An 18,603-nucleotide genomic window follows, 5' to 3' on the forward strand; every position below is an offset into this window, starting at 1 on the left:
GGGGCGCCGGCGGGCAGCGCCCGCGCCCGCGCCGCCCCCGTCCCGCGCTTGCCTCGTCCTGCCGCCGCGGCTGCCCCCGTCCCGCGCTCCCTCAATTTCCCCTGCGTGGGGGCTTGGAATCCCGCGGATCCTGTGTTATCATGACTAACACTGTCGCGCTGGTGCGCTTAATACTTTTCGTTTTCGAGGAAAGTGGGCTTGTCCCGCTTTCTTTTGTTGTTAGGGCACTTCAGCGCGAGACGTCAGGTCCGACGCGAGGTCAGAGGAGGTGCGCGTGCTCAGCGCGAAAGAGAGAAAGCTGCTTGAGGCGCTTGAGCCGCGGGCGGCTCAGGAGGGCATCGAGATCGTCACCATCGAGGTGGTGGGGGCCAAGAAGTCCCCGACCATCCGCGTGTACGTCGACGCGGACGGCGGCGTGAGCTTCGACGTGCTCGCCGCCTCCCAGAAGTGGATGGGAGACATCCTCGAGGTGATCGACCCGTTCCCCGGGGCGTACGTGCTCGAGGTATCCTCTCCCGGCATCGACCGCCCGCTGCGCACGCGCGAGCACTTCGAGCGCTTCGCCGGCGAGACGGTCTGCGTTAAGACCAAGAGCCCCGTCGACGGCCGCAGCTCGCTTACCGGCGAGCTGTGCGGCATGGTCGGCGACGACGTCGCGCTTGACGTCGACGGCACGCAGGTCCGCGTGCCCCTCGGTGTTATCAAACGTGCCCGCGTGAAGGGCACGATCGACTTCAGCTCATAGGAAGGAAAGCGAAGACGATGGCAACTTCAGAACTGATCGAGGCTCTGCAGGCGTTGGCCCACGAGCGCAAGATCGACGAGTTTTACCTGATCGAGCGCCTGGAGGCGTCGCTGGCGAAGAGCTATCAGCATATCCTGGACCTCGAGTGGGACGCGCGCGTGACCATCGACCGCCAGACCGGCCACATCTACGTGTACGAGCTCGTGCCCGTCGGCGAGCCCGACGAGGAGACCGGCGAGTACGCCGAGTTCGAGGAGCGCGACGTCACGCCCGACGACGTGAGCCGCATCGCCGCCCAGAACGCCAAGAGCGTCATCTCGTCCATCGTGCGCGACGCCGGCCGCCAGTCCATCTACGAGGAGTTCTCCGACCGCGTGGGGGACCTGGTCACGGGCACGGTGCTGCAGGGCACGCCGGACTTCACCATCATCAAGATCCGCGACGGCGTCGAGGCCGAGCTGCCGCACTACGACGTGAAGCGCTCCAACGGCGAGCGCAACGAGCGCCCGTCCAACGAGCACTACCGCCACAACCAGCGCATCAAGGTGCTCATCATCGAGGTGCGCGACCCGAACTCCGACGCCCCCCGCGCCCGCGGCGAGCAGGCGCGCCCGCCCATCGTGGTGTCGCGCACCCATCCTGACCTGATCCGCCGCCTGTTCGAGATCGAGGTCCCCGAGATCTACGACGGCGTGGTGGAGATCAAGTCCATCGCCCGCGAGCCCGGCGCGCGCTCCAAGGTCGCCGTGGCCTCCCGCGAGGCGAACCTCGACCCGGTCGGCGCCTGCGTGGGCCCGAAGGGCAGCCGCGTCCGCATGGTGGTCGAGGAGCTGCGCAACGAGCGCGTCGACGTGATCCAGTGGAACGACGACCCGGCCGTCTACGTGGCCAACGCGCTGTCGCCGGCGAAGGTGTCGCACGTGACCATCGACGAGCCGAACCACTACGCCACCGTGGTGGTCCCCGACGACCAGCTCTCGCTGGCCATCGGCAAGGAGGGCCAGAACGCCCGCCTCGCCGCGCGCCTCACGGGCTGGCACATCGACATCAAGTCGGCGAGCTTCTCGAGCATGCTCGACGGCTTCGAGAACGAGCTCATCGACGAGGATGACGTCGAGGACGACGACTTCTGCATCTACGTGGGCGAGGACGGCTCCCGCTGCCGCAACCACGCCCGTCCGAACAGCCGCTACTGCGGCGTTCACGCCGACCTCGACGAGGCATAGGGCTTCAGGCGGCGAGGCGGCATGATGATGCAGGAGACGAAGAAACGGCAGCGCAGCTGCATCGGCTGCGGCACGCAGGCGGGGAAGGCATCCCTGCATCGCGTGGTGCGCGCGTCTGACGGCACCGTCTCCTATGATCCCACGGGGCGCGCCGCCGGGCGCGGCGCGTACGTGTGCTCAAGCGACTGCTTCGCCCGCGCCTGGAAGGGCCGCAAGCTCGACCGCGCCCTCCGCTGCAAGCTGAACGAGGATGATTACACCAGGATCGCGGACGAGCTTGCCCGCGGTTGCGGCGTCGATATCGACAAGACAGAGGAGTGATATATGGCCAGCATGCGTGTACATGAGTTGGCGAAGGAATTTGACATGACGAGCAAGGATCTGCTCGATCGCCTTCATGAGATGAAGATCCCGGCAAAGTCGCATGCGAGCGTGCTCGCCGATGCCTATGTCGACAAGATCCGCAAGAACCTCGCGCCCGAGATCAAGCAGCGCGCGGGCCAGCTTGCCGCCGAGGAGGAGGCCGCGTTCAAGAAGGAGCAGGCCGAGGCTGCGCGCAAGAAGGCCGAGGAGGAGGCCGCCCGCCGCGCCGCGGTGGAGAAGGAGCTCGCCGAGCGCGAGGCCGCCCGCGCCTTCCGCGCCGAGAAGGGCGGCGCCGAGCAGCCCGCGGAGCCTGCGAAGAAGCCGCTCAAGAAGGCCCCGGTGTCGTCGGGCTTCGAGTCGCTCAGCGCGCAGATCGCCTCCGAGAAGGAGCGCGTCGAGCGCGAGAAGGCCGCGTCGCGCGCCCGCGAGCGCGCCCGCAAGGCCGCGGCCGAGGTGGCCAAGAAGCAGGCCGTCGAGGAGGCGCTGCGCAACCGCAAGGGCAAGGGCGCCAAGTCCTCCGCCCACCACGCGGCGCCCGCGACCCGCGAGCACGCGCCCGCCCCGGCTCCCAAGCGCGCCTCCAACTTCAGCTCGCTGCTCTCGCAGATCGAGGCTGAGAAGCAGCGCATCGAGGCCCAGAAGGAGACGCAGGCCCAGGCCAAGAAGGCCCAGGGCGCGGCCTCCCGCGGCGGCGGTGCCAACCGCGGCAACCGCGGCGGCGCGAACGCCGGCGCGCAGGCCGCCCGCGGCAAGAAGGGCAAGCGCGGCGTGCAGGTGGTTCCCGAGCTCGAGGCCCTGACGCCCAAGGGCGAGGACCGCTACGCGCAGATGGCCGTGCAGGCCGAGAAGCTCCAGCGCGACAAGGTGCTCGCCGAGGCGCGCGCGGCGGTGGCCGCCGCCACCACGCACGAGGGCGAGGGGCGCCGCAAGAAGCGCAAGGAGAAGCGCGAGGCCGAGGCGCGCGAGCGCGCCGAGATGGAGGCCATCGAGCGCGGGCTCGACCCCGAGCTCGTGCTCGACGAGAGCGTGGTCGAGGTGCCCCAGGGCGCCACGGTCGCCAAGTTCTCCGAGGTCCTCGGCGTTCAGCCCAACGACGTGATCAAGCGCCTGTTCATGCTCGGCCAGGTGCTCACGCTCACGCAGTCCATGAGCGACGAGCTGATCGAGCTCATCGCCGACGACATGGGCCGCAAGGTGCGCGTGGTGTCGCCCGAGGAGGAGTACGCCGTGGTGTACAACGACTCCGAGGACGACCTCAAGCCGCGCCCGCCGGTGGTCACCGTCATGGGCCACGTCGACCACGGCAAGACGTCGCTGCTCGACGCCATCCGCCACACCGGCGTGGTGGCCTCCGAGGCCGGCGGCATCACCCAGCACATCGGCGCCTCGGTGGTGAACATCGACGGCCGCCAGATCACCTTCATCGACACCCCGGGCCACGAGGCGTTCACCGCCATGCGCGCCCGCGGCGCCCAGGTGACCGACGTCATCGTGCTCGTGGTGGCCGCTGACGACGGCGTCATGCCGCAGACCATCGAGGCCATCAACCACGCGAAGGCCGCCAACGTGCCCATCGTGGTCGCCGTCAACAAGATCGACAAGCCCGGCGCCAACCCCGACCGCGTGCGCCAGGAGCTCGTCGAGCACGGCGTCATCCCCGAGGAGTGGGGCGGCACCAACATGTTCGTCGAGGTCTCGGCGAAGAAGAAGCTGCACATCGACGACTTGCTCGAGACCATCCTGCTGCAGGCCGACGTGCTCGAGCTCAAGGCGAACCCCGACGCCGAGGCGTCCGGCTTCGTGATCGAGGCCAACCTCGACAAGGGCCGCGGCCCGGTGGCCACCGTGCTCATCCAGCGCGGCACCCTGCACACCGGCGACGTGCTGGTGGCGGGCACCTCCTACGGCCGCGTCCGCGCGCTCATCAGCCCGCGCGGCGAGCACGTGGCCGAGGCGCTCCCGGCCGACCCGGTCGAGGTCCTCGGCCTCTCGTCGGTGCCGACCGCGGGCGACGAGTTCCGCGTGTTCGAGGACGAGCGCGACGCCCGCAAGCTCGCCGAGGAGCGCGCGCTGCGCGAGCGTTTGGCCGCGCAGGAGACGAAGAGCCACATGAGCCTCGACGACCTGTTCAACCGCATCGAGGAGGGCAAGCAGACCGACCTCAACCTCATCGTGAAGGCCGACGTGCAGGGCTCCATCGAGGCGTTGCGCGACGCCTTCGAGAAGATGGACCAGTCCGAGGTGCGCATCAACATCGTGCACTCGGCCGTGGGCGGCATCACCGAGACCGACGTCACGCTGGCAGCGGCCTCCGACGCCATCATCATCGGCTTCAACGTGCGCCCGACGGGCAAGTCGAAGGCCCAGGCCGAGAAGGAGAAGGTGGACATCCGCCTGTACCGCGTCATCTACCAGGCCATCGAGGACATCAACGCCGCGCGCGTGGGCCTGCTCTCGCCCGACATCGTGGAGGAGGACACCGGCATCGCCGAGATCCGCGAGACCTTCAAGGTGCCGAAGGTGGGCACCATCGCCGGCTGCTACATCGTCGAGGGCGAGATCAACCGCGACGACAAGGTGCGCATCGTGCGCGACGGCACGGTGATCTTCGAGGGCACGCTGGCGTCGCTGCGCCGCTTCAAGGACGACGTGAAGTCCGTGAAGCAGGGCTACGAGTGCGGCATCGGCATCGAGAAGTTCCAGGACCTCAAGGTGGGGGACACCATCGAAGGCTACCAGGTCAAGGAAGTGGAGCGCACGGAGTAGGTGCATCCCTCCAACCGATTGGACGTGACGAACTTGTGAGGCTACTGGGTCCGGGGGATCTGGTAGCCTTCTCTTAGATAGACGACAAGGAGGTGCACCGTGAAACAGGGTGCTTCCAACCGCAAGGTTAACGAGCAGGCCCGCGAGGTGATCGCGTCGATCATGCTCTTCGAGATCTCCGACCCGCGCCTGCACCTGGTCACCATCACCGGCTGCGAGGTGAGCTACGACCGCAGCGCGTGCAACGTGTTCTACACCACCGAGCCCGAGCGCTACGAGGAGGTGGAGGCGGCGTTCGCGGCGGCGCGCGGGCGCATCCGCTCGCTCATGGCGAAGAAGCTCTCGTGGCGCGTGGCCCCCGAGCTGCGCTTCCACCTGGACCGCTCGGTCGACGAGGCGGAGTCCATCGCCTACGCGCTCGACCGCGACCGCGAGCGCAACCTCGGCGCGGCCGAGGCGGAGGCCGCGGAAGCGGAGGCGGGCGCAGGGGCTGGCGCCGCCGGGGACGACGCCGCTGCGGCTGCGGGCGAGTAGGCCTGCATGAGCGTCACACCCCAGACGAACACCACGCTCCCGGCCATCGCCGAGGCGCTCAGGCAGCATGACGACTTCGTCATCTGCGGGCACGTCAACCCCGACGGCGACTGCCTCGGCTCGCAGCTCGCGCTCGCGCACGCGCTGCGCGCGCTCGGCAAGCGCGCCACCTGCCTGCTCGCCAAGGACGACCCGATAGGCGCCTCGCTCGGCTTCCTGCCGGGCCTCGCCGACATGACGCCCGCCGCGGCGTACGCAGGCGAGCATGCCGCGGCGCCCGCGGTGTTCGTGGCCGTCGACGTGCCCACGCCCGAGCGCCTCGGGCCGGACGCCGCCGCGCTCCACGCCGCCTCGGCGCTGAGCGTCACCGTCGACCACCACGCCGTGCCCGAGCGCATGTCGGACCTGAGCTACACCGACCCCGACGCCGCCTCCACGAGCATGCTCGTGTGGGAGCTTGCGGCGCACCTGCTCGGCGAGGAGGGCCGCGCGCGCCTGCCGCAGCTGGCGGCTTGCGCGTACGCGGGCCTCGTGACCGACACGGGGCGCTTCCAGTACCAGAACGCCGACCACGCGTGCTTCGCCGCCGCGGCGCAGATGGTGGCCGCCGGCGCCGACCCGGCCGGCGTGGCGCGCGAGGTGTACCAGAGCCGCACGCTCGCCTCGGTGCAGCTCGAGGGGATCGCGGTGTCGCGCATGCGCCTGCTCAGGGAGGGGCGCGTGGCGGTGAGCTGGATCACGCAGGAGGACATGGCGCGCCTCGGCGCCGTGAAGGCCGACGCCGAGCCGCTCGTCGACGTGCTGCGCTCCATCGGCAGCGTGCGCGTGGCGTGCATGCTGCGCGACCAGGGCGGCGAGGTGCGCGGGAGCTTCCGCGCCAAGGACGACACCGACGTGGCGGCCATCGCGCGCGAGTTCGGCGGCGGCGGGCACAGGGCGGCCGCGGGCTTCACCCTGCCCGCGGGCATCGAGGGCGCGCTCGACGCGGTCACGCGCCGCCTTGAGGCCGTCGAGCTTGGCGAGGACGCGGCATGAGGCGCGGGGAGTCGGGGCTCTGCCTCGTCGTCGGCGTGGACAAGCCGAGCGGCATGAGCTCGCATGACGTGGTGAACCGCTGCCGGCGCATCTTCGGCGAGCGGCGCGTGGGGCACACCGGCACGCTCGACCCTCTGGCCTCGGGCGTGCTGCCCATCTGCGTGGGCCCGGCCACGCGCCTCGACGCCTACCTCACGGGGCACGACAAGCGCTACGTGGTGCGCGTGGCGTTCGGCGCGGCCACCGACACCGACGACGCGCAGGGCGAGGTCATCCGCACCTCTCCCGTGCCCGACGAGGTGCTCGACCCGTTCTTCGCCGCCTCCTTCGTCTCCTCGCTCGTGGGCGCGTCCAAGCAGCTCCCGCCCGTGTACTCGGCCATCAAGGTCAACGGCAGGAAGGCGTGCGACGAGGCGCGCCGCGGCAACATCATCAGCATGGAGCCGCGCGACATCGAGGTGTACGCCGCCGAGCTCCGGGGCGTCTACGGCGCCGACGCGTCCGAGCCGCCGGCGTGGGAGATCGCGTTCCACGTGTCGAAGGGCACCTACATCCGCTCGCTCGCGCGCGACATCGGCGCGGCGCTCGGCTGCGCGGCGCACGTGGGCAGCCTGCGGCGCACGAGCGTGGGCAACCTCACGCTCGACGAGTGCGTGAGCCTCGAGACGCTCGCCGAGGTGGGGACCCGCGCGGCGCTCGACCCCGTCCGGCTGCTCGGCCTGCGCTTCGCCTTCGCGGACGCCGCCGTCGAGCGCGCGGTGGCGAACGGCAACCAGCTGCCGAAGGACGCGCTTGCGCTCTGCGAGCGCCGGTTCGGCCCGAGCGCGCTCGAGATGTGCGCCTGCACGGCGGGCGTGCGCGAGAGCTGCGAGGACGTGCGCCCCGGCGAGCTCGTCGCCGTGGTGGCGGGCAACAAGCTCGCGGGCATCTACGAGTATGACGGCGCATCGCGGCGCTACAAGACGCGCTGCGTGTTCCAGACGGGGGTGAGCCGTGGCGACCTATAGGGCCAAGGACTTCGACGCATCGCTCTTCGCGGGCGCCTCGTGCGCCTTCGGCGTGTTCGACGGCGTGCACGCAGGCCACCGCTTCATCATCGGCGAGGCCGTGCGCAAGGCGCGCGAGCTCGGCGCGCGTGCCGTCGTGGTGACGTTCGACCGCGACCCCGACGAGGTGTTCGCGGCGGGGGAGCTGCGCAAGCTCATGTCCAACGAGCAGCGCCTGCAGGCGCTCTGCGAGCTCGAGGGCGTCGACGACGTGGTCGCCCTCGCCTTCACGCGGGACTTCGCCGCCCTTGAGCCCGAGGCGTTCCTCGAGCGCGCCTTCGGCGACGCGCACGTGCCCGCCGCGCTCTTCGTGGGCCGCGACTTCCGCTTCGGCGCGCGCGCCTCGGGCGACGTCGGCGTGCTCGAGCGCTGGGGGGCGCGCCACGGGATGCTCGTGGCCCCCCATGACCTGCTCGAGCTCGACGGCGCGCCGGTCACCGCCACGCGCATCCGGGGCCTTCTGCAAGAGGGGGCGGTGGGCCAGGCCGCGCGCCTGCTCGGCGCGCCCTACCGCATGGCCGGCGTGGTGCAGCCCGGGCGCGGCGAAGGGCGCGACATGGGCTTTCGCACGGCGAACCTGCACGTGCCCGACGAGCTGCGCGCGCTCGGCGACGGCGTCTACGCGGCGTACGCGCACGTCGGCGGCGTGCGCTACAAGGCGGCGGTGTCGGTCGGCGTGTCGCCCACCTTCGAAGGCGTGGCCCTCGCCAACGTCGAGGCGCACATCCTGGACTTCTCGGGCGACCTCTACGGGGACGTGGTCGAGCTCGAGTTCATGAGCTGGCTGCGCCCCATGATGACATTCGCCACGCTCGAGGACCTCATCAGCACCGTCAACGGCAACATCGCCTGGGTGCGCGAGAACCTGTAGGGAAGCGGGGAGGCGCTGAGGGCGCTGAGGGCGCCAAGGCGCCCGCGCGTTTTGTTCTTTCGCCCAATAAAGCGCGGAAGAGGGCTTCACAATTCCTTCAAATACTTTAGAATGTCTCAAATATTGTTTTCAGCTGAGAATGCCGAGCTGGAAGGTCGTACCGACACCCTCGCGGTGTTGCAAAAAAGTCAAGGAGGACACAAGTGACTACACAGGTCGCATGGCTCGCCCCCATTTGCGCACTCATCGGCATATGCGTGGCAGGCTACCTCGGAGGCTGGGTGCTCAAGCAGGACCCGGGCTCCGAGAAGATGAACAGCATCTCTGTGAAGATCCAGCAGGGTGCCAAGGCGTTTCTGATGAGCGAGTACAAGCTGCTCATCATCTTCATGGCCGTCGTGGCCGTCGTGATGGCCGTGGCGCTGTCTCCCCTCACGGCGCTCGCGTTCGTGACCGGCGGCGTGCTCTCGGCCGCGGCGGGCTACGTGGGCATGCACGTCGCCACGCGCGCCAACACGCGCACGGCGCACGCCGCCGAGGAGTCGGTCGCCAAGGCGCTCAACGTGAGCTTCAAGTCGGGCCTCACCATGGGCCTGTGCGTGGCCTCGTTCGCCCTCATGGGCCTCTCGCTGTGGCTCATCGCGCTCGTGTTCAGCATGATGGCCGGCGTGTCGCCCTCCCAGCTCACCGCTGACTTCATGTCGCTCGTGCACCACAACGTGGGCATGGTCGAGGGCTTCGCCACCGGCGCGTCCGCCGTGGCCCTGTTCGCCCGCGTGGGCGGCGGCATCTACACGAAGGCCGCTGACGTGGGCGCCGACCTCGTGGGCAAGGTCGAGGCCGGCATCCCCGAGGACGACCCGCGCAACCCCGCCACCATCGCCGACAACGTGGGCGACAACGTGGGCGACGTGGCCGGCATGGGCGCCGACCTCTTCGAGTCCTACACCGGCGCGATCCTCGCCCCCACCATCCTGGCCGCCACCTTCGGCTCGCTCGGCGGGTACTTCGCCACGGGCGACCTCATCTGGGCCGTCGTGACGCCGGTCGTCATCGCGGCCTGCGGCATCATCACCTCGATCATCGGCCTGTTCGCAGTGCGCACCAAGGAGGGCGCCGCGCTGCACAAGGCCCTGAACCGCGGCACGTACCTGGCCGCCGGCCTCGAGATCATCGTGATCTTCTGCATCTTCCTCATGTGGGACTCCCAGTCGACCGAGGCGCAGCCCCTCTGGCTGTTCGGCTCCGTGATCTGCGGCCTCGTCGCCGGCCTCGCCATCGGCAAGATCACCGAGTACTTCTGCTCCGACAAGTACAAGCCGGTCCACAAGATCGCCGAGTCCGCTGAGACGGGCGCGGCCACGGTCATCATCGAGGGCATCGGCACGGGCATGCTGTCCACCATCGCCCCCATCGTGCTCGTGGCGCTCGCCATCATCGGCGCGTACACGTTCGGCAACCTGGCGTTCCCCAACGCGACGGCTGAGGGCGGCATCGCCGTGGGCCTGTTCGGCGTGGGCCTCGCCGCCACGGGCATGCTCTCCAACACCGCCATCACCATCGGCGTCGACGCGTACGGCCCCGTGGCCGACAACGCGGGCGGCATCGCCGAGATGGCCGGCCTGCCCGAGGAGGTGCGCGACCGCACCGACTCGCTCGACGCGGTGGGCAACACCACGGCGGCCATCGCGAAGGGCTTCGCGATCTCCTCTGCGGGCCTGTCCGCCATCTCGCTGTTCGTCTCGTTCCAGGCGACCATGCACCACTCCATCCCCGCGTTCTCGCTGACGCTGACCGACCCGCTGATCGTTGCCGGCATCTTCATCGGCGCCATGATGCCGTTCATGTTCGCGGCGCTCACCATGGGCGCGGTGTCGCGCGCGGCTCACGCGATGGTCGAGGAGGTGCGCCGCCAGTTCCGCGAGATCCCCGGCATCATGGAGTACAAGGCCGAGCCCGAGTACGACAAGTGCGTGGGCATCTCCACCACGAGCGCGCTGCGCGAGATGATGACCCCCGGCATCATCGCCATCGTGGTTCCGGTCGCCATCGGCTGCTTCAACCCGGCCATGCTCGGCGGCTTCCTCGCCGGCGCCGTGTCCACGGGCATGCTGATGGCCATCTTCATGAGCAACGCCGGCGGCGCGTGGGACAACGCGAAGAAGTACATCGAGCAGGGCTACCATGGCGGCAAGGGCTCCGCGGCCCACAAGGCCGCCGTCGTGGGCGACACCGTGGGCGACCCGTTCAAGGACACCTCGGGCCCGTCGATGAACATCCTCATCAACCTGATGACCATCGTGGCGCTCACCTTCTCGCCGCTGTTCATCACCATCCAGGCCATGCTCTGAGCCTTCCTGCTGAAGGTTGAGCCAGGGGCGCCTCGCGGTTTGCGAGGCGCCCTTTTTTGCTGCCACGCGCGGAAGATGCGGGCGTGGTGAACGCTGGCGCTGCGAGGAAGGCTGCCGCAGGGGGTGTGTGCGGATCTGCGCGAGCGCGGCGGGCTCGGGGCGGCGATGACATTGGCCTCTGCGGGCCGTCTGGCGGCGATTAAGCGCCTCACCTGCGGAAACGCGGCTTGTCACGCAAACGGGTGATGCGGTCTCCCCGCGTGCGGGCGGAAAAATCACCCGTTTGCGTGATAGCGCGCAGGGCGGGCGTCGGGGCATACTGGCGCCACGTTAGCGAAAGGGCGCGCCGTGCGGCGCGCGGGAAAGAAGGAGTTTGCTGGTATGAAGATCCTCGGTCTGGGCGTTCCGGAGCTCGTCATCATCTTGGTCGTCGTTCTGCTCATCTTCGGGCCCAAGAACCTCCCGAAGCTCGGCAACGCCATCGGCAAGGGCATCAAGGGCCTGCGCAAGGGCATGGAAGACGGCGACGAGGCGAAGAAGGACGACGAGGTCGTCGAGGAGGCCGTCGTCGAGAAGGTGGAGAAGCTCGAGGCGGTCGAGGTGGTCGAGGACTCGCCGGTCGAGGAGGCCAAGCCCAAGGTGAGGCGCGTGGTGAAGAAGAAGGTCGCCTCCCCCGAGGAGTAGCGCTTCCCTCTCCGCCATCGCATGCGCGCGGTTGCGCGGCAGGCCCTCTTTTGCGCGCGGTTCGGTTACAATGGCAAGCTGTGATTGAAACAGGCGAGCTGTGACTGAAACCACCCGCGAGCGAAGGAGGGGAGACGATGGAGGACGCGGCCCTGTCGCGCGCGCAGCGCGCGCGGCTTTCCATCGGCGGCTTCGCGAGCTGCCTCGGGTTCGTGTTCGCGGCGCTGTTCCTCGACTCGTTCGGCGCGCAGTCGCGCGCGGCCTTCGGGTTTGTGCGCGCCGACCTCGCAAGCGTGCTCTTGTTCATGCTGCTCGCGTTCTCGTGCGTGCGCGCGGCCGGCCCCGAGCGGCGCGCGGCGCTGTTCTCGGCGCGCACGCTCATCCCCCTGTCCGTTGCGGCGGCCGCCGGCTCGCTCATGCTGCGCGTCGCGATCGACCCCCTCTGCCGGCTTGTCCTCGGGGGCGTGTGCGTGGGGCTGCCCGCGGGCGTGCTTCTGTGCGCGTGGGGGCGCCTCCTCGGCGACGAGCCCATCGAGCGCTCGGTGCCCATGGTGTTCATCAGCGCGGCGCTCGGCGCGGCCGTGGGGTTCGCCTTCGACGCCGTGCCCGTGCGCAACGCAAACGCCCTGCTCGCGCTGCTGCCGCTTGCGAGCGCGCTTCTCTACCGCGCGCTCGCGCGACGCCTGGGCGCGGAGGCCGGCCCCGAGGCGCCCGAGGCCGACCCGGCGGCTCCCGCGCCTGAGAGCGAGGAGGCGAGCGCGCTGAGCGTCCGCATCATCGCGGGCACTTCCATATACGGCTTTGCGGCGGGGCTCGTGGAGGCGTTCCGCTACGGCGCGGGGGAGCCCGCGTTCGCCGCGCCCGCGCTCATGCTGCTCCTGCTCGTGGTCTACTGCCTGGCCGCGCTCCAGCTCTTCGGCGACCACCCGCTCGCGGGCGTGCGCGCCATCCTGCCGGCGCGCGAGGACGACGCGAAGGCGAAGGAGGGTGGGCCGCTTGACGGCGCGTACCGCCTCGCCGTGCTGCTCATGGCGGCGGGCCTTCTGCTCACGCTCGCGCTCGGCGAGCTGAACGACCTGGGCGAGGCCGTGGTGCTCGCGGGCTTCCTCGCCGTGCTGGCCGTGCTGGCGTCGCTCTTCCTGGTGATGGGGCGCCTCGGCGGGCGCGACGCGGCGGGCGCGTTCGCGCGCGGCTTCACGGCGCTGTTCGCGGGCGAGGTGGTGGGCCTGGTGGCGGGCAACGCGCTCGAGGGCCTCGGCTTCGCGAGCATGGAGGCGACGGGCCTCGCGCTCGCGGGGATCGCCGTGCTCTACGGCTTTCTGTTCCTGTTCACCGAGCGCGACCTGAGGGCGCTCTCCATCGTGGTGGAGGACGTCGACGTGTTCGACGCGGCCTGCGCGCGCATAGCCGCCGACGCGGGCCTCTCGAAGCGCGAGGCGGAGATCCTGCCCCTCGCCCTGCGCGGGCGCACGAGCGAGCGGATGGCCGCCGAGCTGTTCATCACGAAGAACACCGTCGACACGCATCTGCGCCGCATCTACGCGAAGTGCGGCGTCCACAGCCGCCAGGAGCTCATTGACCTCGGCGAGCGCACCGAGGCCGCCGTCCGCGGCGCGAAGTAGGGAAGCGAGGGGGCGCATCATGCCGCAATCCGTGACGATATTCACCGACGGCTCGTCGCGCGGCAACCCGGGTCCGGGCGGCTATGGCGCCGTGCTGCAGTTCCGCGACAGCGCGGGGACGCTCCACGAGCGCGAGCTCTCGCAGGGCTACGCGCGCACCACCAACAACCGCATGGAGCTCCTCGGCGTGATCGTGGCGCTCGAGGCGCTCAAGCGGCCCTGCGACGTGACGCTCTACTCCGACTCGCAGTACGTGGTGAACGCGTTCAACCAGCACTGGGTCGACGGCTGGCTCAAGCGCGGCTGGAAGAACGCGAGTAAGCAGCCCGTGAAGAACGTCGACCTGTGGAAGCGCCTGCTCGAGGCGAAGAGGCCCCACTGCGTGACGTTCGTGTGGGTGAAGGGGCACGCGGGGCACCCCGAGAACGAGCGCTGCGACGAGCTCGCCACCGCCGCCGCCGACGGGGAGGGCCTGCTGGAAGACGCCGGTTTCGACGGCGCCTAGATGTGAGCGCGCCGCGTGCCCGCGGCAGCGCGGTCGCCGAGAAAGTGCGAAGCGCTGACGCGCTTGCTTTTGACGCCACGAGGTTTGGCCGTTCCCGCGCGCTATGACGCGGACGCACACGTCCGAGTTCGCACTTTCTCGCGTCACTCCGAGAGAGAACCCTTTAAGTCATCCTGAGCAATCGATCGCTCTTCTTACGCTGTTCCAGGCGGCTGGCTGCTTCCCTATGCCATCCTGAGCGGAGCACTCGAAGGGCGTGTATCCGCGATACCACTTGTGGCATTCTCAGGCAGTCCGCTGTCCTCCTCATGTCATTTCAGGCAGCTCGTTGCCCCCATTGTCATCCTGAGAAGCCGGGCTGTCCGACGCGGGGCCCGAGGTGCTCCTTCCGTCAGTCGCCGACGACGCTGCCGACAACGGCGCTTTTCCATCCACCCCTCAGGTGATCCTGGATGCAAAAGGACCGTTATCGGCGATTTCTCGGGAAAAGTGGATGTGAAAGCGCCGTTGTCGGTGGTTTCTGGGGCTCGGATCGCCGATAATGCCCTCTTTCCATCCAGCTTTTCGAAATTGTGGATGCGAAAGGGGCGTTGTCGGTGCTCAGGACGGAAAGGGGGCGTTGTCGGCCGCCCGGGCAAAGGCGCTATCGTCAGGCGCCTAAGAGGAGGCGCCGCGCCGCGCGCTTGCCATCGTCAGGCGCCCTCGAGGTTCGCGCAGTAGGCGCGGGTGACGATGCGGCGGGTGCTTTGGGGGAAGAGGTGGCGGTAGAGGGCCATGAAGTAGGCGTCGGTCATGGAGGCCAGGTAGTCCACCACGATCTGGTGGGGGTCGCCCGCCAGGTAGTCCTCGGCGCGCACGGTGCGGGAGGTGCGCGTGAGGGACGCCACGTGGTGCGTGACCACCGGCGAGCTCTCGTCGCCGCGCGCGAGGTCGCCGAGCAGGCGCGCGTACATCTCCTCGAACATCTCCTCCACGACGTTCTCCGTGTCGCCGACCATGCCCTCCTTGAGGTAGATGAGCTCGTAGTTCTGCCGCTTGGCGCGCTTGAGGTCGGCGAAGGCCGCCTCGCTCATGCGGATCTCGTCGCGCCCGTAGCTCGCGTTCACGATGTCCACCGTGAGGTTGTTGATGATGCGCGCGTTGTCCACGCCGATGTAGTCGCTCTCGAAGGCGTCGAGCGAGGGGAGCGCGCCCATCGCGAGCGCGTCCTGGCGGTCCTTCCCCACGTAGGCGATCATGTCGCTCACGCGCACGACGCATCCCTCGAGCGTCGAGGGGCGCAGGCTGCCGATCGCCTGCTCGTCGGCGCTGCATGCCTCGACCAGCGCGTCGAGCTCCTCGAAGCTCGCGGTGTCCCCGCGCCGCAGCACCTGGCAGCAGAACTCGCCGTTGTGGCAGAGCACGCCGTCGAGCGTCTGCAGCGAGACGTTGCGGCGGTACAGGGCGTCGAGCACGCGCACCGAGTGCACGTTGTGGTTGAAGTAGCGGCCCGTGCGCGCGTGCAGGCTCTTCGACAGGAAGCGCTCGCCGGCGTGCCCGAAGGGCGTGTGCCCCACGTCGTGCCCGAGCGCGATGGCCTCGATGAGGTCGCAGTTCAGCCCCAGGAGCGCGCCGATGCCGCGTGCGATGCGGCTCACCAGCTGCACGTGCAGCCCGCGGCGGCAGATGTCGTCGTTCTCCACGAACGAGAAGACCTGCGTCTTGCCCGCGTAGCGGTTGTAGGCCGGCACGTTGAGGATCTTCTCGATGTCGCGCGTGAAGGCGCCGCGCGCAAGCGTGGCCGCATCGTGCGGGTTGTCCTCGCGGCGCTTGACGTCCTCGTCGGGAAAGCGCGCGGGGTGCATGCGCCCGGCGGCGCGGTCGGCGCGGATGGCGGCCTCGACGGCGGGGTCGAGCGTCAGGTAGGGGATGCTCTGCGCGGCGTGGTGGGTCATGGGCGCCTCTTCTCACGTGGGGTGTTTGCGCTTTATTGTATCCTCAACGCAGCGGTGTTCTACACTGTGAGCAAGCAAAACCTCAAGGTATGCGTGGCGCCTGGCGTGCGGACCGCGCGGGCATAAGGCGGAAAGGCGGGGCATGTCGGGTTTCACCCTCTTCGTGATCATCGCGGTGGCGCTCGCCGCCGCGGGCTTTGCGTTCCAGAAGAACGGCGAGATGGCGGGGCTCGGGCGCGCAGGCCGCCGCGGCGGCCTGCGTGCGCCGCACGGGCGCCTCGTGCGCACCAAGCGCCTCGACACCTTCGAGGAGCTGCCCTTCGCCGCGAAGTTCGGGCGCGTGGCGCTCCTCGCGCTGGCGGCCACCGCGCTTGTCGGCGTCTTGTGCGCGCTGGGGGTGCTCGACCTCGCCAGCGTCATCCCGGTGAGCCTCGACGCGCTCGCGGTGGTGGGCATCGCCTGCGGCGTCACGCAGGGCGACGCGGGGGTCATGCGCTCGCTTTCCTACGCGCTGGTGGGCTACATGGCGGCGGGCGTCGTCGCCACGCTCCTGGGCGTCTACTTGCTCGCGCCCGCCTTCGGGATGGGCACGCCGGGCATCAACGCGCTCACCATGGCGGCGGGCGCGACGGGCGCGGCCGCGGCGGTGGCGGCGATGCCGCTCGTGCGCACGTACGCGCGCGAGTTCGAGGACGGGCACGTGAACTCCATCCAGGTCACGTCGCGGTCGGTGGCCGCGCGCGCCTATGACGAGCTCGCCGACGCCGCCTGGACCCCGCCTGCGGACCGCGTCCAGACGGGCGGCGAGGAGACGGGGCTGCGCGCGGCCATGGAGCGCCGCCGCAGGAAGATCGAGAACGAGAAGTAGCGAGGCGGCCGACGAGGCGGCGCGGGATCGAGAGCTCAGGAAGGGACAGCGGCACATGGCGGAGGGCTTCATCAGCGAGGAGGACATCGCGCGCGTGCGCGAGGCGAACGACCTCGTGGCGGTGATCGGCGAGCGCGTGCCCGTGAAGCAGCGCGGGCGCGACTTCTGGTGCTGCTGCCCGCTCCACAACGAGAAGACGCCGTCGTTCAAGATCGACCCGGCGCTGCAGCTGTGGCACTGCTTCGGCTGCGGCGAGGGCGGCGACGTGTTCGGCTTCATCATGAAGACCGAGGACCTCACCTTCCCCGAGGCCGTGCGCAAGCTGGCCGAGCGCGCCCACATCGACATCAAGGAGGCGGGCGGGCGCGGCGCCTCGTCGAGCAAGAAGGCGCGGCTGAAGGACATCTGCGCGAGGACGGCGGAGTTCTACCACACCCAGCTCATGCGCTCGCCCGCGCAGGGCGCCGCGTCCGCGCGCGCCTACCTGGCCGGCCGCGGCCTCGGCGGCGAGGTGCCCCGCCGCTGGAACCTCGGGTACGCGCCGGGAAGCGGCGTGCTCGTGCGGCACCTTGCGGCGCAGAAGTTCTCGGCCGAGGAGATGATCGAGGCGAACGTGGCCGCGCGCGGGCGCGACGGGCGGCTGCGCGACCGCTTCTACAACCGCGTGATGTTCCCCATCTTCGACGCGCAGGGCGACTGCATCGCGTTCGGCGGCCGCGTGATCGGCTCGGGCGAGCCGAAGTACCTCAACTCGCAGGAGACGCCCGTCTTCCACAAGTCGAGCGTGCTCTACGGGCTCGACAAGGCGAAGGCGGCGATGGCCTCGACGGGCACGGCCGTGGTGGTGGAGGGCTACACCGACGTGATCGCGCTGCACGAGGGCGGCATCAGAAACGCGGTGGCCACGCTCGGCACGGCGCTCACGCTGCGGCACATCCGCATCCTCTCGCGGCACGCGCAGCGGAGGATCGTGTACCTGTTCGACGGCGACGCCGCCGGCCAGCGCGCCGCCGACCGCGCGCTGCAGTTCATCGACGCGTCCATGACGCCCGAGGCGGGCAAGAGCAAGATCGAGCTCTGCGCCGTGACGCTGCCCGACGACCTCGACCCGGCCGAGTTCGTGGCCGCGCGCGGGGCCGACGCGCTGAACGCGCTCATCGCCGACGCGCAGCCGCTTCTGGCCTACGGCATCGAGCGGCGGCTCGCCGCGCATGACCTGGGCACGGCCGAGGGGCGCACGCGCGCGCTCGCCGACGCGCTCTCGGTGCTCGCGCCCATCAAGGACTCGCTTCTGGCGAAGGACTACGCCGTGCAGATCGCCGGGCGCGTGCGCGCGCGCGAGCAGGACGTGCTCGACCAGCTTGCGCACCTGGCGCCGGCGCGCATCGACGCGCATGCCGAGGCGCGCGAGGGCGGGGCGCAGGACCAGGCGCGCTTCGCGGGCGCAGGCGACGTCCCCCGGAACGCGGCCCCCACGCCGGCGCAGCGCTTCCGCAGCCTGCCGCCGAGCGAGCGCAACCGCCTGCGCTTCGAGCGCGAGTTCCTGAGCCTGCTCGCTCAGCACCCGCTGCTCGCGCTCGAGCACGCCGACGCGCTCGCGAGCACCCAGTGGCACAGCGAGGTGCACGCCGCGCTCGCGTCCGCCGTGCTCGGCGTGCTCGCGGAGAACCCCGCGGCCGAGCCCGCGGGCATCATCGCCGCGGCCTCCCGGGAGAACCCCGCGGCGGCGGGCGTCCTCACGAGCGCGCGTTTGCGCGAGGGCATCGAGCCTGCCGCGGCGTGCGCGTACCTGTCCGAGGAGCTCGGCATCGGCGACGCCGAGGAGGCCGTGGCCTCCCTGAAGGCGCAGCTCGCCGACGCGCGCGGCATGGCGCCCGAGGAGGTCGACTTCGTGTTCAACAGCCTCGTGGCCATGCAGAAGGACCTCGCCGCGCGCCGTAGCGCCCACAAGCCCCACCACGACTAGCGCGCGGCTTGGGGGCGCGCCCGGGAGCGTGGCCGCCCGCGCCCGCACGGCCGCGCGCGAGCGGACCCGCGTGCGAGCGGGCACGCG

At 70.1% G+C, this 18,603-nt stretch carries 15 protein-coding genes; 14 read left to right on the forward strand and 1 reads right to left on the reverse strand.

The genetic code is table 11. The features are described 5' to 3' along the window. Positions 1 to 274 precede the first annotated feature (274 nt). From HRL41_RS09460 to rnhA, 12 genes are all read left to right on the forward strand, one after another. Positions 275 to 745: a ribosome maturation factor RimP gene (locus HRL41_RS09460; RefSeq protein ID WP_172136683.1), complete on the forward strand. Its 471-nt coding sequence runs from the start codon at positions 275 to 277 to the stop codon at positions 743 to 745. A 17-nt stretch (positions 746 to 762) separates the two neighbouring features. Then, positions 763 to 1,971 (forward strand): transcription termination factor NusA, encoded by a 1,209-nt coding sequence (gene nusA / locus HRL41_RS09465; protein ID WP_172136685.1) that lies wholly within the window; start codon positions 763 to 765, stop codon positions 1,969 to 1,971. 24 nt (positions 1,972 to 1,995) lie between these two features. After that, a complete protein-coding gene (gene rnpM, locus HRL41_RS09470; protein ID WP_172136687.1) occupies positions 1,996 to 2,292 on the forward strand; it encodes an RNase P modulator RnpM in 297 nt (98 codons plus the stop codon). Between the two features lie 3 nt (positions 2,293 to 2,295). Next, a complete protein-coding gene (gene infB, locus HRL41_RS09475) occupies positions 2,296 to 5,100 on the forward strand; it encodes a translation initiation factor IF-2 (protein ID WP_172136689.1) in 2,805 nt (934 codons plus the stop codon). Between the two features lie 99 nt (positions 5,101 to 5,199). Beyond that, positions 5,200 to 5,634 carry a 30S ribosome-binding factor RbfA gene (rbfA, locus tag HRL41_RS09480; RefSeq protein WP_172136691.1) on the forward strand — a complete coding sequence of 145 codons (435 nt, stop codon included), beginning with the start codon at positions 5,200 to 5,202 and terminating at the stop codon, positions 5,632 to 5,634. Positions 5,635 to 5,640: 6 nt separating this feature from the next. Then, a complete protein-coding gene (locus HRL41_RS09485; protein WP_172136693.1) occupies positions 5,641 to 6,669 on the forward strand; it encodes a bifunctional oligoribonuclease/PAP phosphatase NrnA in 1,029 nt (342 codons plus the stop codon). Then, positions 6,666 to 7,676 (forward strand): tRNA pseudouridine(55) synthase TruB, encoded by a 1,011-nt coding sequence (gene truB / locus HRL41_RS09490; protein WP_172136695.1) that lies wholly within the window; start codon positions 6,666 to 6,668, stop codon positions 7,674 to 7,676. Before HRL41_RS09485 ends, truB begins: the two co-directional genes overlap by 4 nt. Further along, the gene (gene ribF, locus HRL41_RS09495) at positions 7,663 to 8,586 is read left to right on the forward strand and encodes a riboflavin biosynthesis protein RibF (RefSeq protein WP_172136697.1); all 924 of its coding nucleotides are present in this window, start codon (positions 7,663 to 7,665) and stop codon (positions 8,584 to 8,586) included. The genes truB and ribF overlap by 14 nt, the downstream gene beginning before the upstream one ends. A 203-nt stretch (positions 8,587 to 8,789) precedes the next feature. Continuing rightward, positions 8,790 to 10,937, forward strand: a complete 2,148-nt coding sequence (locus HRL41_RS09500) for a sodium-translocating pyrophosphatase (RefSeq protein WP_165173013.1) — start codon at positions 8,790 to 8,792, stop codon at positions 10,935 to 10,937. A gap of 381 nt (positions 10,938 to 11,318) precedes the next feature. Continuing rightward, on the forward strand, positions 11,319 to 11,621 hold the full coding sequence (tatA, locus tag HRL41_RS09505; RefSeq protein WP_172136698.1) for a twin-arginine translocase TatA/TatE family subunit: 303 nt from the start codon (positions 11,319 to 11,321) through the stop codon (positions 11,619 to 11,621). A gap of 137 nt (positions 11,622 to 11,758) precedes the next feature. Beyond that, on the forward strand, positions 11,759 to 13,243 hold the full coding sequence (locus HRL41_RS09510; RefSeq protein ID WP_172136700.1) for a helix-turn-helix transcriptional regulator: 1,485 nt from the start codon (positions 11,759 to 11,761) through the stop codon (positions 13,241 to 13,243). 19 nt (positions 13,244 to 13,262) lie between these two features. Next, positions 13,263 to 13,748, forward strand: coding sequence for a ribonuclease HI (rnhA, locus tag HRL41_RS09515; RefSeq protein ID WP_172136702.1), 486 nt, complete (start codon positions 13,263 to 13,265; stop codon positions 13,746 to 13,748). Between the two features lie 692 nt (positions 13,749 to 14,440). On the opposite strand, the gene HRL41_RS09520 is transcribed toward rnhA, so the two are convergent. Further along, positions 14,441 to 15,682: a deoxyguanosinetriphosphate triphosphohydrolase family protein gene (locus tag HRL41_RS09520; protein ID WP_172136704.1), complete on the reverse strand. Its 1,242-nt coding sequence runs from the start codon at positions 15,680 to 15,682 to the stop codon at positions 14,441 to 14,443. Positions 15,683 to 15,824: 142 nt separating this feature from the next. Here HRL41_RS09520 and HRL41_RS09525 point away from each other — a divergent pair, with 142 nt between their 5' ends. Together HRL41_RS09525 and dnaG are read left to right on the forward strand one after the other, a co-directional pair. Beyond that, positions 15,825 to 16,550: a hypothetical protein gene (locus tag HRL41_RS09525; protein WP_172136706.1), complete on the forward strand. Its 726-nt coding sequence runs from the start codon at positions 15,825 to 15,827 to the stop codon at positions 16,548 to 16,550. A 55-nt stretch (positions 16,551 to 16,605) separates the two neighbouring features. Further along, on the forward strand, positions 16,606 to 18,516 hold the full coding sequence (gene dnaG / locus HRL41_RS09530; protein WP_172136708.1) for a DNA primase: 1,911 nt from the start codon (positions 16,606 to 16,608) through the stop codon (positions 18,514 to 18,516). The last annotated feature ends 87 nt before the right edge of the window (positions 18,517 to 18,603 follow it).

It is taken from the genome of Adlercreutzia sp. ZJ473, from assembly GCF_013185065.1.
In the GTDB taxonomy this organism is placed as follows: domain Bacteria; phylum Actinomycetota; class Coriobacteriia; order Coriobacteriales; family Eggerthellaceae; genus CAAEEV01.

Bases quoted from the DNA above. Each gene is read 5' to 3' on its own strand.
- nusA (WP_172136685.1), top strand. From the start codon at position 763: ATGGCAACTTCAGAACTGATCGAGGCTCTGCAGGCGTTGGCCCACGAG.
- rnpM (WP_172136687.1), top strand. From the start codon at position 1,996: ATGATGCAGGAGACGAAGAAACGGCAGCGCAGCTGCATCGGCTGCGGC.
- infB (WP_172136689.1), top strand. From the start codon at position 2,296: ATGGCCAGCATGCGTGTACATGAGTTGGCGAAGGAATTTGACATGACG.
- HRL41_RS09485 (WP_172136693.1), top strand. From the start codon at position 5,641: ATGAGCGTCACACCCCAGACGAACACCACGCTCCCGGCCATCGCCGAG.
- truB (WP_172136695.1), top strand. From the start codon at position 6,666: ATGAGGCGCGGGGAGTCGGGGCTCTGCCTCGTCGTCGGCGTGGACAAG.
- tatA (WP_172136698.1), top strand. From the start codon at position 11,319: ATGAAGATCCTCGGTCTGGGCGTTCCGGAGCTCGTCATCATCTTGGTC.
- HRL41_RS09510 (WP_172136700.1), top strand. From the start codon at position 11,759: ATGGAGGACGCGGCCCTGTCGCGCGCGCAGCGCGCGCGGCTTTCCATC.
- rnhA (WP_172136702.1), top strand. From the start codon at position 13,263: ATGCCGCAATCCGTGACGATATTCACCGACGGCTCGTCGCGCGGCAAC.
- HRL41_RS09520 (WP_172136704.1), bottom strand. From the start codon at position 15,682: ATGACCCACCACGCCGCGCAGAGCATCCCCTACCTGACGCTCGACCCC.
- HRL41_RS09525 (WP_172136706.1), top strand. From the start codon at position 15,825: ATGTCGGGTTTCACCCTCTTCGTGATCATCGCGGTGGCGCTCGCCGCC.
- dnaG (WP_172136708.1), top strand. From the start codon at position 16,606: ATGGCGGAGGGCTTCATCAGCGAGGAGGACATCGCGCGCGTGCGCGAG.